The sequence below is a fragment of the Comamonas terrae genome, from assembly GCF_001544075.1.
In the GTDB taxonomy this organism is placed as follows: Bacteria; Pseudomonadota; Gammaproteobacteria; order Burkholderiales; family Burkholderiaceae_C; genus Comamonas; species Comamonas terrae.
Map to the genome: position 1 here is coordinate 41969 of NZ_BCNT01000012.1, position 12652 is coordinate 54620.

Annotated in this window: 10 protein-coding genes; 5 read left to right on the forward strand and 5 right to left on the reverse strand. The window is 62.9% G+C overall.

The window, feature by feature from the left end; all coding sequences use genetic code 11:
• The first annotated feature begins 7 nt into the window (after positions 1-7).
• The 5 genes from pstA (at position 8) to phoR (ending at position 4692) form a co-directional block, all read left to right on the forward strand.
• Entirely contained in the window at positions 8-871 is an 864-nt protein-coding gene (gene pstA / locus Cte04_RS15905; RefSeq protein WP_083526702.1) for a phosphate ABC transporter permease PstA, read from the forward strand.
• Positions 872-883: 12 nt separating this feature from the next.
• On the forward strand, positions 884-1666 hold the full coding sequence (pstB, locus tag Cte04_RS15910; protein WP_066480372.1) for a phosphate ABC transporter ATP-binding protein PstB: 783 nt from the start codon (positions 884-886) through the stop codon (positions 1664-1666).
• A gap of 142 nt (positions 1667-1808) precedes the next feature.
• On the forward strand, positions 1809-2510 hold the full coding sequence (gene phoU, locus Cte04_RS15915; protein ID WP_066480374.1) for a phosphate signaling complex protein PhoU: 702 nt from the start codon (positions 1809-1811) through the stop codon (positions 2508-2510).
• 18 nt (positions 2511-2528) lie between these two features.
• Complete coding sequence (gene phoB / locus Cte04_RS15920; protein WP_066480378.1) at positions 2529-3224, forward strand: phosphate regulon transcriptional regulator PhoB; 696 nt, start codon at positions 2529-2531, stop codon at positions 3222-3224.
• A 79-nt stretch (positions 3225-3303) separates the two neighbouring features.
• Positions 3304-4692 carry a phosphate regulon sensor histidine kinase PhoR gene (phoR, locus tag Cte04_RS15925; RefSeq protein WP_066480380.1) on the forward strand — a complete coding sequence of 463 codons (1389 nt, stop codon included), beginning with the start codon at positions 3304-3306 and terminating at the stop codon, positions 4690-4692.
• A gap of 15 nt (positions 4693-4707) precedes the next feature.
• Here phoR and Cte04_RS15930 read toward each other — a convergent pair whose 3' ends face one another.
• From Cte04_RS15930 to rho, 5 genes are all read right to left on the reverse strand, one after another.
• Positions 4708-6072 (reverse strand): MATE family efflux transporter, encoded by a 1365-nt coding sequence (locus Cte04_RS15930; protein ID WP_066480385.1) that lies wholly within the window; start codon positions 6070-6072, stop codon positions 4708-4710.
• Positions 6069-7799, reverse strand: coding sequence for a hypothetical protein (locus tag Cte04_RS15935; protein ID WP_066480386.1), 1731 nt, complete (start codon positions 7797-7799; stop codon positions 6069-6071). Before Cte04_RS15935 ends, Cte04_RS15930 begins: the two co-directional genes overlap by 4 nt.
• 191 nt (positions 7800-7990) lie before the next feature.
• On the reverse strand, positions 7991-8236 hold the full coding sequence (locus Cte04_RS15940; protein WP_054257309.1) for a type B 50S ribosomal protein L31: 246 nt from the start codon (positions 8234-8236) through the stop codon (positions 7991-7993).
• Positions 8237-8433: 197 nt separating this feature from the next.
• Complete coding sequence (gene ltrA / locus Cte04_RS15945; RefSeq protein ID WP_066480388.1) at positions 8434-10161, reverse strand: group II intron reverse transcriptase/maturase; 1728 nt, start codon at positions 10159-10161, stop codon at positions 8434-8436.
• 1069 nt (positions 10162-11230) lie between these two features.
• Positions 11231-12493, reverse strand: coding sequence for a transcription termination factor Rho (rho, locus tag Cte04_RS15950; protein ID WP_066480393.1), 1263 nt, complete (start codon positions 12491-12493; stop codon positions 11231-11233).
• Between the last annotated feature and the right edge of the window lie 159 nt (positions 12494-12652).

The window sequence follows — 12652 nt, forward strand, 5'->3', positions numbered from 1 at the left end:
CGCAAAAATGATCAACGCGGCCGAGCTGGCCGGCGTGCGCGCGGCCAAGTACGCCAGGCGCAAGCGCCTGAACCAGGTGGCGCTGACCCTGTCCATGATAGCCATGGTCTTCGGCGTGTTCTGGCTGATCTGGATCCTGTGGGAAACCGTCCGCCTGGGGCTGGGCGGCATGAGCCTGTCCCTGTTCACCGAGATGACGCCGCCGCCCAACGAGGCCGGCGGCATTGCCAATGCCATCTTCGGCTCGCTGGTCATGGTGGCGCTGGCCACTTTCGTGGGCACGCCCGTCGGCATCATGGCCGGCGTGTACCTGGCCGAATACGACAAGAAGAGCTGGCTGGCCGGCACGACGCGCTTCGTCAACGACATCCTGCTGTCGGCGCCCTCCATCGTGATCGGCCTGTTCGTCTACACCATGGTCGTGGCCCAGTTCCGCAGCTTCTCGGCCTATGCGGGCATCGTGGCGCTGGCGCTGATCGTCGTTCCCGTGGTGATCCGCACCACCGAGAACATGCTGGCCCTGGTGCCGGCCAGCCTGCGCGAGGCAGCCTATGCGCTGGGCACGCCCAAGTGGAAGGTCATCACCATGGTGACATTGCGCGCAGCTCGCGCCGGCGTGATCACCGGCGTGCTGCTGGCCGTGGCGCGCATCGCCGGCGAAACGGCGCCGCTGCTGTTCACCGCGCTGAACAACCAGTTCTGGAATGGCGATCTGTCCAAGCCCATGGCCAGCCTGCCGGTAACGATCTTCAAATTTGCCATGAGCCCCTATGAGAACTGGCAACAGCTGGCCTGGGCCGGCGTGTTCCTGATCACGGTGGCTGTGCTGGGCCTGAACATCCTGGCGCGTTTCATCACCCGCCAAAAGTAATCCGAGAGAGCCATGACTGCAACCATCCAAAACGTTCCCAGCACCTCCAAGCTGGCGGTGCGCGACCTGAACTTCTACTACGGCAAGTTCCACGCGCTCAAGAACATTAATCTCGACATTCCCGAGAAAAAGGTCACGGCCTTCATCGGCCCCTCGGGCTGCGGCAAGTCCACGCTGCTGCGCACCTTCAACCGCATGTTCGAGCTGTATCCCGAGCAGCGCGCCGAAGGCCAGATCCTGCTGGACGGCGAGAACCTGCTGACCTCCAAGCAGGACGTGGCGCTGATCCGCGCCAAGGTGGGCATGGTGTTCCAGAAGCCGACGCCGTTTCCCATGTCCATCTACGACAACATCGCCTTCGGCGTGAAGCTGTTCGAGAACCTCAACGCCTCGGACATGGACGATCGCGTGGAATGGGCTCTGCGCAAGGCGGCGCTGTGGAACGAGGTCAAGGACAAGCTGCAGCAAAGCGGCTCCGGCCTGTCGGGCGGGCAGCAGCAGCGCCTGTGCATTGCGCGCGGCATTGCCATCAAGCCCGAAGTGCTGCTGCTGGACGAACCCTGCTCGGCGCTGGACCCCATCTCCACGGCCAAGATCGAAGAGCTGATCGCCGAGCTCAAGAACGACTACACCGTGGTCATAGTGACCCACAACATGCAGCAGGCAGCGCGCTGCAGCGATTACACGGCCTATATGTACCTGGGCGATCTGGTGGAGTTCGGCGATACCGAGCAGATGTTCTTCAAGCCCCAGCGCAAGGAAACCGAGGACTACATCACAGGCAGATTCGGATGACTCCCCGAGCCGCTGTGCGGCTGCCTCCTGAAGGGGGCGACAGCCTCGCAGCGGGGCGAACCTTGCCGCTGTCTCTGGACAGGGCCAGGCCGGTTCATGCACCGCGTACCGTGCTTTGGATCATTGAGAAAGACATACCGCAATGACAGAAAAACATCTCTCCAGTCAGTTCGACAGCGAACTCAACCGCGTCTCCGCCCGCGTCATGGAACTGGGCGGTCTGGTGGAGTCCCAGATCCGCCAGGCGGTCTATGCGCTGACCAGCTTCAGCACCGATGCCGTGGACCAGGTGATTGCCACCGAAAAGCGCGTGAACGCGATGGAAGTGGAGATCGACCACGACCTGTCGTCCATCATTGCGCGGCGCCAGCCCACGGCACGCGACCTGCGCCTGCTGATCGCGTTCTCCAAGGCCACGGCGAATCTCGAGCGCATGGGCGACGAGGCCTGCAAGATGGCGCGCATGGTCAAGTCCATCATCGAAAGCGGGGCGGCCCGCTCGCTGCCCACCAGCGATCTGCGCGTCGCGGCCGAAATGGCCTCGGAGCTGTTGCGCAAGACGCTGGATGCGTTCGCGCGCCTGGACACCAAGGCGGCCGTGGCCATCCTCAAGGAGGACGACCTGATCGACGAGGAGTTCGACGGCTTCGTGCGCAAGCTCATCACCTACATGATGGAAGACCCCCGCACGATCTCGGCGAGCCTGGACCTGCTGTTCCTGGCCAAGGCCATCGAGCGCATCGGCGACCATTCCAAGAATGTGGCCGAACTCATCATCTATCTGGTCGAAGGCAAGGACGTGCGGCACCAGACCATGGCGGATATCGAATCCGCAGTGCTGTAAACAGGAGGCAACCCAGGGATGAAGAAGATGCCCATGGTCCTCATCGTCGAGGACGAGCCCGCGATTGCGGAACTGATCGCGGTCAATTTGAGGCATAACGGCTTCCAGCCCGTCTGGGCGGAGGACGGTGTTTCGGCGCAGCGCGAACTCGATGCCGTGCTGCCGGATGTCATCCTGCTCGACTGGATGCTGCCCGGCGCCAGCGGCCTTGCGCTGGCGCGCAAGTGGCGCGCCGATGCCCGCACCAAGGCCGTGCCCATTCTGATGCTGACCGCGCGCGGCGACGAGCCCGACAAGGTGGCCGGGCTGGACGCGGGCGCCGACGACTACATCACCAAGCCGTTTTCCACCCAGGAACTGCTGGCGCGCATCCGTGCCGTGCTGCGCCGCCGCGCCCCCGAGCAGGTGCAGGACAAGGTCAGCATCGGCGATCTGGTACTGGACGCCGCGGCCCACCGCGTGAGCTGGCAGGGCGAGCTGCTGAAGATCGGCCCCACCGAATTCAAGCTGCTCAACTACCTGATGAAGCATCCCGAGCGCGTGCACAGCCGCGCGCAGCTGCTGGACAAGGTCTGGGGCGACCATGTGTTCATCGAGGAGCGCACGGTGGACGTGCATGTCAAGCGCCTGCGCGAATCCCTGGGTGTGGCCGGCTCGCTGATCGAGACCGTGCGCGGCGCCGGCTACCGCTTCAGCGGCCAGGCTCTGGTGTGAATCGCAGCGGCGCATCCCGCCCGGCGGCACACGCCCGGGCCGGGCGCGCCGGCAAGCCAAAAAAATCGAGAAAGCAACTATGGGCTGGCGCGGATTTCGCTTATTGGCATCCCAGATCGCAGCGGCGGTGCTGGGATGGTTTGCCTGGACCCGGCTGATGGCACCCGGTTCGGGTGCTCCCGCCACGGTGGCCTCCCAATGCGCGGCCGCACTGGCCGGGGCGCTTGCCGGCGGCTGGATCTGGTGGCTGGTCGACAGCTGGAACGCTGCCCGTCTGCTGCACTGGCTGCGCCAGTCCGAGCTGGGTGCCGTACCCAATCTCTCGGGTATCTGGGGCGAGGCCGGCACGCGCATGCGGCGCTGGATACGCCAGAGCGTGCAGCAGGTACAGCAGGGCGACCAGCGGCTCAACGACATTCTGTCGGCCCTGCAGGCCAGCCCCAATGGCGTGGTGCTGCTGGACGACCAGGGGCGCATCGAATGGTGCAACCAGATCGCAGAGCGCCAGTTCGGCATCGATGCCCAGCGCGACCTGATGCAGAGCATCGGCAATCTGGTGCGCGATCCGCAGTTCAGCGCCTATTACGCGGCGCAGGATTTTTCGCAGGACCTGGTCATGCAGGGGCGCGAGAACACGCCTTCGCGCCCGGTCAAGCTGTCGGTGCAGCTCTATGGCTATGGCGAGGGCCGCAAGCTGCTGCTGTCGCGCGATGTGACGGCGCTGGAACAGGCCGAGGCCATGCGCCGCGACTTCGTTGCCAACGTCTCGCACGAGATCCGCACGCCGCTGACCGTGCTTGCGGGCTTTGTCGAGACGCTGCAGAACCTGCCGCTGGCCGAAGACGAGCGCAACCGCTACCTGGGCATGATGGCCCAGCAGGCCGAGCGCATGCAGCATCTGGTGGAAGATCTGCTGACGCTGTCGCGTCTCGAGGGGAGCCCGCTGCCGGGCACGGGCGACTGGATACCTGTCTCGCAGCTGCTGCAGCGCTGCGAGAACGAAGCGCGCGGCCTGTCTGCGGCCTTGACGCGCAAGCAGGCCAAGCCCCATGTGCTGAACTTTCCCGATGCGCAGGCGCTGCAGGAAGCCGGCGAGATCGCCGGCGCCAGTGCCGAGCTGCACAGCGCCTTTTCCAACCTGGTGGCCAATGCCATGCGCTACACGCCCGCAGGCGGGCAGATCGAGGTGCGCTGGGAAAGGCTGGAGGACGGCTCGGCCCGCTTTGCCGTCAAGGACACCGGCGCAGGCATCGATCCCAAGCACCTGTCCCGGCTCACCGAGCGCTTCTACCGCGTGGACCGCAGCCGCTCCCGCGATACCGGCGGCACCGGCCTGGGCCTGGCCATCGTCAAGCATGTGCTGCAGCGCCATGGCGCCAAGCTCAGCATCAGCAGCACGCTGGGCCAGGGGTCCGAGTTTGCGGTGACGTTTCCCGCCGCCCGCCTGCGCCCGCCGCAGCTGCAGTGAAGCATGCCCGCGTGGTCAGGGCTCGGCTCTGACCACGCGGTACAGAATGCTGCTGAAGGCCATGGCCGTCACGATCAGCGCACCCGCGCTGGCCGCCCAGAACGGCATGGGCGTGCCCTGCGCCAGGCTCCAGTGCAGGCTGGCCTGCGCCGCATAGGCCAGCCAGTAGCCGCCGGCCAGCCCGCCGCCCCAGAGAAGCACGCAATAGATGACCAGCGGCAGCACGGTGATGCGATAGCAGCGCAGCACGAAGATGGAGAAGGTCTGCACGGCATCGGCCACATGGTAGATGGCCACCCAGCCCAGCAGGCTGGCCGTGAGGGCAATCACCTGGGGAGAGCTGGTATAAAGGCCGGCAATCAGTTCGCGTGCTATGAAGAGCGTAGCTGATAACGCAATACCCATAAGTGCTGCAAGCCAGAAGCACTGTGCAATCAGCTTGCGCGCCAGCACTTCGTTGGCAGCGCCGCGCCAGAAGCTCACGCGCGCGCTGGCGGCAATGGCCAGGGACAGCGGCACCATGTAGCAGATGGCTGCCAGATTGGCCGCGATCTGGTGGCTGGCCGAAGCCAGCGTGCCCTGGCGCGAAACGAACAAGGCCATGAGCGTGAACGACGTCACCTCCACCAGAATGGCCAGCCCCGCAGGAATGCCCAGGCGTGTAAAGCGGGCCAGCAGCGGCCAGTCGGGCCGTTCCATGCGCTGCCAGAGCGCCAGCGGCGCATAGAAAGCCTGCCGGCGCGTCAGCCGCAGCGCGATGCCGAACATGGTGTAGTTCACCGCCAGCGTGGCCCAGGCGCAGCCTGCGGCGCCCATGGCCGGCATGCCCAGGCCGCCGAAGGTGAGCCAGATGGACAGCGGAATCTTCAGCAGCAGCGAAGCCAGCTGCAGTGCCGTGACCAACTGCGGCCGGCCCAGCGCCTGGTTGAGGGCGCCGTAGATGCGAAACAGCAGGGCCGGCGGCAGGCCCAGGGCCAGTATCGCCAGATAGCGCTTGACCTCCTGCTGCAGAGTGGGCGGCACATGGGTCCAGCGCAGCAGGGGATCGGGCTGCAGCAGGACAGCCATGCCCAGGATGCAGGCGGCCAGGCACAGGTACATGGACTGGCGCAGCGACCGGCCTATGGCCAGGGGCTGGCCGGCGCCACGCTGCTCGGCCCACAGCGGCAGCAGGGCCTGGAAGATGCCCATGAGCGAGGCATAGACGCTCACGAAAATGGCGGCGCCCACGGACAGGGCCGCCACGGCATCGTCGGAATAGCGGCCGGCCACAATGGTGTCCGTGGTGCCGAAAGCCATCACGGCCAACTGGCCGGCCAGCACGGTCAGGGCATGGCGGCCGATATGGCCCAGCTCGTGGCGCGTCGTGGGGCGGCTCATTGCGCCGCGGGGGCGCTGGCGCGGCGCAGCAGGACCAGGGCTTCCTTGCGCTCGGTCGGTCGGGCCACGCGAGCCACTTCGGTCCATTGCGTGCGCAGCGGCTGGCTGTGCGGATCGGCCCAGCGGTCGGCATCCACCACCAGCCACTGGCACTGGCCGGGGCGGGACTGGCGCAGCAGCTGGGTGTCCAGCCGGGTGTAGTAGCGCAGCGCCGCGATCTGCGCACGGCCCAGGCCGTATGTCAGTGCGCAGTCGGCTCTTTCGGAGGCCGAACCGAGACGGGTGGCGATCTGTTCCATCTGCGGCGCATAGCTGCGTGCATGGTCCAGCAACGGCATCCACAGGGTGGATATCAGCAGCCAGCCCAGCGTGGCGCCACCTGCGGGCAGCACCAGGCTTTTCCAGATGGCGGCGCGGTTGCGAGAGGTGCGCCAGATCACCAGCACCACCCAGCCGGCCGAGGCGGCCAGTGCCACCAGGACGGTCGGCCAGGAAATGCTGGCGCTGAACTGCGGCGCCAGACGGGTGATGTTGGCCGCGATCTTGGCCGGCGTGCCTGTCTGCACGGCCAGCCAGACCACCCAGATGGCGATGGCCGAAATGCTGAAGAACAGCAGCGTGAACCAGTCGATCAGTGCACTGATGCTGCGGCGCAGGGTGGGCAGCGCAAAGGCCGCCAGGGTGGCAATGGCCGGCAGTCCCAGCAGCAGCGCACGATCCGCAGGCTGGCTGATCAGGCAGGCGGCCAGTGGCACGCCTGCAAACCACAATGACACCGCCAGGTGGGGGTTGTATTGCGGCCGGGCAATCTGCCTGCGCCAGACCCACAGGGTCCACAGCGCCAGGGGCCAGGCGGGCCAGCAGAACCACAGCAGCAACTGCAGCAGGCTGTCCCAGTCCTTGACATTGTTGGCCAGATGCGAGGCCCAGAGATTCCACCGGGTGATCAGAAGGGCGCAGATGGCCGTCATGACCAGCCATGCCAGGCTCCACAGGCGGGCCTGGCGCATGTTGCGCCCGCTGGAGTCCCCCCAGCTTTGCTGGCTCAGCGCCATGCCCGCGCCGCCCAGGCCGAACAGCATGGCCAGCGTGGGCGCGCCGCTCAGCGCCAGGCCCAGCATGCCCAGCACCATGGCCAGGCCCGATTTGAAGCGGTGATAGGGCATGGCTGCCGCGGCAAAGAACAGCAGCGCGGTGCAGCCCAGCTGGGTCACATAGCTGGTGGTTTCATGCGAAAGCTGGGCCAGCCCCAGGCAGGCCACCAGCGCCAGCAGTGCCGCATCGGCCATGGCGCGCGCATAGTCCGTCAGCTGCGCCTCCCCGCCGAAGGCGAATGCCACGGGCTGCGCGCCGGGCGTGCGCGCCAGATAGTAGGCGCCCCACCAGGTGGCGGCCAGCGTGACGACCAGCAGCCCCATGAAAGGCAGGCGTGCCGCCAGCTCGGGCCCCAGCAGCGATTCGAGCCACTGCAGCGCGACCGCACCCAGCCAGTAGGGGAGCAGGCCATCGGATGTCGGCAGCAGGCCGGAGATGGCGGGCTTGAACCAGGAGGTGTGGTGCTGCGCCAGCTCGCGCATGTAGCCGAAGGCTTCCATGTCGGCCGAGCGCCAGGGGCCGCGCATCACGAAGCCGGGCACCACATAGGCCAGGCACAGCAGCAGCAGCGACCAGCGCGGCAGACGCCGTACGGCGCTTTGGGCAACGATGGCTGGCGTAGGCTGGTTCACGAAAAATTCCTGTTCAATGGGCGTTGGGGGCAGTGCTGCTTTTTACCAGCAAACCGGCCTGGAAAGCCCTGCGGGCAAGCGCGGCCTGCTCATCTAAATGCATTCCAAAGGCCGTGAGGCCGTCGCTGGCGAGGCAAAAGAAAGGGCAGCACGGTTGCCCGGGCTGCCCTGACCTTGCAAGAAAGCGGGGATTACTTCTTGCCGAAACGGTTGCGGAACCTTTCCACGCGGCCGCCCATGTTGTCCACCGACTTTTGCGTGCCGGTGTAGAAGGGGTGCGATTCAGAGGAGGTATCCAGCTTGAACAGAGGGTATTCCTTGCCTTCGAAGGTCTCGGTTTCCTTGGTGTTCACGCACGAGCGTGTCACGAACTTGAAGCCGTTGGACAGGTCCACGAACAGAACTTCGCGGTAGTTGGGGTGAATGCCTTCTTTCATGATCTTCCTTTGGTCAAGTGCGGTAGCCGTGCCCAACCTGCTACAACCCTTGTAGCAGTCATGAATCAGGCGTACTTTCCGCAATAGAGGCGGGTAGAGACAGTTCATTGCTGAACCATCCCCCCCTAAGAACCGGACTTGCGACTTTCACCGCATCCGGCTCAAGCACAACATTTCCAGCAAACGCGCATTCTACCTTATAGCGTCTTTTTTTGCTGTACTCGAAGCCTTTGAGAGGCCGGTTTCGCTACCTGCAAACTCAAGGCGTGCAGTCGTCTGTGACAGACCGGATGCAGCAGCACCCGATTCGAGAGGCTGTCCGACCCGCCCGCCACTTTGTAAACAATGTGGTGGTCGTGCCAGCGCTCGCCTTCTTCCAATGGCTCTGCACAAAGTGCGCAACGCCCGTTCTGGCTGATGTACAACATCGACGTTTCGTACTGGTACGCCATGTTTTTCAACATGCGTTTCGTCCGCAACGTCTCGCCATACACCTCCCAGGCCGGGTCAAAGGGGTTGTAGTCCCCCTTGATCTTTTCGTGCCTCACGATCTCTGTATCCACAAGCTTCAACAGTCTGGTCGTGAGCGGGCCGTCTGCCGTTTTCACGGTTGCAGCAAACTCGTCCCTGTCCTTGATGCGCTGCCAGTAACGGCTTTTGCACCAGGGCCGGGACTTATTCGGATGCCGCCGTCTCGTCCAGCGCACGAGGCGCCAGTAGATCAGGCTGTCCATCCGACTGAAAGTCTCTTTGGCCACCACCGGCTGGTGGTACTGCGCCCAGCCCCGAAGAACTGGATTCAGTTTGGCAATGAGAATCTCCTGCTTCACCGATAGATGCGTTTTCACGATTTCACTGACCTTGCGATAGAACGCTTTCACGTTCTTCTTGCTCGGTTTGATCAAGAGCTTCCCTTTGTATTTGCGGAAGTTCCATCCCAGGAAATCAAAGCCTTCGTCCACGTGTACGACCTTGGTCTTTTCCGGCGACAGTTGCAGTCCTCGTTGTGCGAGGAAGGCTTCTGTCCACGGCCTGATTTCGGTTTCCAGCAACTCTTGCGAGTTGCCGGTGATCACGAAGTCGTCGGCGTACCGGATCACATTGACTTTTAGCTTCGCTGCCTTCGTCTTCCCGTGTTGCGCAACTAAGTGCGCCGTCAGGTTGGACTCCAGCCCGTTCAAACACATATTCGCCAAGGTTGGCGAGATGATGCCGCCTTGCGGCGTCCCTTCCTCGGTTGGCGAGAGGCGGCCCTGGTGGACCACCCCGGCTTTTAGCCATTTGCGCAGGATTGTCTTGTTCATAGGAACGTGACGCACCAGCCACTCATGGTTGATATGGTCGAAACAGCCTCGAATATCTGCCTCCAACACCCATGGAGCCGAAGCTTTCTGGGATGTGCAAACAAATATCTGGCCCATGGCATCTGCCGTAGAGCGATTTCTCCTGAAGCCGTAGCTATTTGGATCGCTCGTGGTTTCCGCCACCGGCTCCAGTCCAAGCAGGTGTAGCGCCTGCATGGCCCGATCCAGCATCGTAGGAATACCCAGAGGGCGCTCCTTTCCGTTGGATTTGGGGATATAGACCCGCCGCAAGGGCTTGGGCCTGTATCCCCGTTGCTGCTTCAACCGATCAATCGCCGCCCGTTTCAGGGCAGGAGAATCCCAAAGCTGGCGATCGACTCCCGCCGTTCGCTTGCCTTGGTTTTCAGTTACACGTCTTACCGCCAGAGCCCTGGCGGAAAACGAGTGGTTTAAAGACCGTTGCAAAGCTTTCACCCTGCGCCAATCCTTGTCCAGCGTTGCCTTCGCTATGCGTTGCTGCGTCGTTCTCACAAACTGCTCGACACGATGCCAATCGATGGCATGCCAGTCTTGCGGTTCGCGTGAGGACGCAGATTCGCCGTCGCCGGTGAGTTTTCTCATGCTTTCCTCCTACCGAGTTGACCCCTCAGAAGGACGCACGTCTCCCCGAAGGGATACGCACAATCCCTTCGGGCTAGGTTTAAACAAATGCAGTCGCGAGCGACGGTTGCACCAAGTGGAAGTGGGCACGCTTTCGCGTCAGGACAAGTGCCCTATGCCACCCATTACAGGCAGCCATTCGCTTTTTCCACCATCCCATACCCCCTCATCCAACAGGTCGCCTTGCGGCTTCCCTGCCAGCACGCTTGCGCGTGCTGGCGGACAGTGGGGCTTACCACGTTCCCTGACTTGCCGACATGGGCGATTCGCATCGCTGCATGTCTATCCGGTTAGGACTCATCTTTCCTGGAGTTGTATGGATGGCGACGATCATTTAGCTTCTACAAATGATGCCTACAACGTACCTTTTGGTTATGGCTTATCAGCAGATTTGGCCATTCAATGGTTACCCAGGTTCAAACGATGATTCACCTTCTGTTGCCCATGCGGAACTAGCCTGGCGCCTCATCCACCTTTCTGCTGGCAGAGTCTGGAGTTCACCTTGCGGTTGAAATCCACCACCTAAGTGGGGTCGCGTTGTCGGGTGAGCTTCGCACAAGGCCATTACTGGTCTTGCACGTCACCGTAGGCTACTTGTGGTCGCACACAAGGTCATGGCATCCCATTGCTGGAAAGCATGACAAGGCAGGTCAGAGTTGCACTCTGCGGTTCTTCCGTCAGTCAAATCGTATGCACGCAAGAAGTCCTCCAATGAAGGATTTCTGTTTGAAATGTCCGCTTGTGGCGGTCAGTGTGATACGGCCGGGGCGTGCATTGCACGTGACCACGGCTACGCCGGACTATTGCAGGAATAGCCAAGCGGATGAGGCTGCCGAAGTTCGGAGCCAGAGACTGGACTGCCCCCAGTGGGGTACAGCCTGATGGGAAGAATGTGCCTCGTACCAGACCCCTTGGGAGGTCTGGTTGTACGGTTTTCAGAGGCTCAACCGTCACAGCAAAGCGACAAACGTGTCGCGCAAAAGCCCCCCATTATAGCAATGGAGGGCTTGGCGTGTGAAAGCCGGCGGTTTCAGCCGCCGCGGCGCATCATGTCAAAGAATTCCACGTTGTTCTTCGTGGCCTTCATGTTCTTGATCATGAGTTCCATGGATTCGATCTCGTCCATGTTGTACATGAACTGGCGCAGAATGCGGGTCTTCTGCAGGATCTCGGGCGCCAGCAGCAATTCCTCGCGACGGGTGCCGCTCTTGTTGAGCTCGATGGCCGGGAACACGCGCTTTTCATAGAGGCGGCGGTTCAGGTGCAGCTCGCTGTTGCCCGTGCCCTTGAACTCTTCGAAGATCACTTCGTCCATGCGGCTGCCGGTGTCCACCAGGGCCGTGGCGATGATGGTCAGCGAGCCGCCTTCCTCCACGTTGCGCGCCGCGCCGAAGAAGCGCTTGGGGCGCTGCAGCGCATTGGAGTCCACGCCGCCCGACAGCACCTTGCCCGAGGAGGGCACGACATTGTTGTAGGCGCGGGCCAGGCGGGTGATGGAGTCCAGCAGGATGACCACGTCCTTGCCCAGCTCCACCAGTCGCTTGGCGCGCTCGATGACCATCTCGGCCACATGCACGTGGCGCGTGGCTGGCTCGTCGAAGGTCGAGGCAATGATCTCGCCCTTGACCGAGCGCTGCATTTCCGTCACTTCCTCGGGGCGCTCGTCCACCAGCAGCACCATCAGGTGCACGTCGGGATGGTTGGCCGTGATGGCGTGGGCGATGCTCTGCATCATCATCGTCTTGCCGCTCTTGGGCGGGGCGACGATCAGCGAGCGCTGGCCGCGGCCGATGGGCGCGATGATGTCGATGATGCGGCCGGTGATGTTCTCCTCGCCCTTGATGTCGCGTTCCAGGCGCAGTTGCTGGGTGGGGAACAGCGGTGTGAGGTTCTCGAACAGCACCTTGTGCTTGTTCTGCTCAGGCGGGTTGCCGTTGACCTTGTCGAGCTTGGTCAGCGCAAAGTAGCGTTCCCCATCCTTGGGGATGCGCACTTCGCCTTCGATCATGTCGCCAGTATGCAGATTGAAGCGGCGCACCTGGCTGGGGGAGATGTAGATATCGTCCGTGCTGGCGGTGTAGCTGGTATCGGGGCTGCGCAGAAAGCCGAAACCGTCGGGCAGGATTTCGAGCACACCGTCGGCAAACACTTGCTCGCCAGCCTTGGCGCGCTTTTTGATGATGGCGAACATCAGCTCTTGCTTGCGCATGCGACCGACGTTTTCGATCTCAAGCGCTTCGGCCTGCTTCAAGACTTCAGACACGTGCAGTGCCTTGAGTTCATTAAGGTGCATGAAATGACTCCAAGCGTGGAGTAAAGATAACCAGGGGGGAGGCGGTAGAGGCCTAACGAGACACTGTGGTAGTGGGCTGGCTTGCCTGAAGATTCTCAGCGCGGTCCCATGCGGCGACCGGTGATTGGCACATTATGACAGGAAACAATGCGCGGAATG

What these genes read in the sequence shown, in the direction of transcription:
- phoU (WP_066480374.1), top strand. Translation starts at nt 1,809, where the DNA reads ATGACAGAAAAACATCTCTCCAGTCAGTTCGACAGCGAACTCAACCGC.
- ltrA (WP_066480388.1), bottom strand. Translation starts at nt 10,161, where the DNA reads ATGAGAAAACTCACCGGCGACGGCGAATCTGCGTCCTCACGCGAACCG.
- phoR (WP_066480380.1), top strand. Translation starts at nt 3,304, where the DNA reads ATGGGCTGGCGCGGATTTCGCTTATTGGCATCCCAGATCGCAGCGGCG.
- pstB (WP_066480372.1), top strand. Translation starts at nt 884, where the DNA reads ATGACTGCAACCATCCAAAACGTTCCCAGCACCTCCAAGCTGGCGGTG.
- phoB (WP_066480378.1), top strand. Translation starts at nt 2,529, where the DNA reads ATGAAGAAGATGCCCATGGTCCTCATCGTCGAGGACGAGCCCGCGATT.
- pstA (WP_083526702.1), top strand. Translation starts at nt 8, where the DNA reads ATGATCAACGCGGCCGAGCTGGCCGGCGTGCGCGCGGCCAAGTACGCC.
- Cte04_RS15940 (WP_054257309.1), bottom strand. Translation starts at nt 8,236, where the DNA reads ATGAAAGAAGGCATTCACCCCAACTACCGCGAAGTTCTGTTCGTGGAC.
- rho (WP_066480393.1), bottom strand. Translation starts at nt 12,493, where the DNA reads ATGCACCTTAATGAACTCAAGGCACTGCACGTGTCTGAAGTCTTGAAG.
- Cte04_RS15930 (WP_066480385.1), bottom strand. Translation starts at nt 6,072, where the DNA reads ATGAGCCGCCCCACGACGCGCCACGAGCTGGGCCATATCGGCCGCCAT.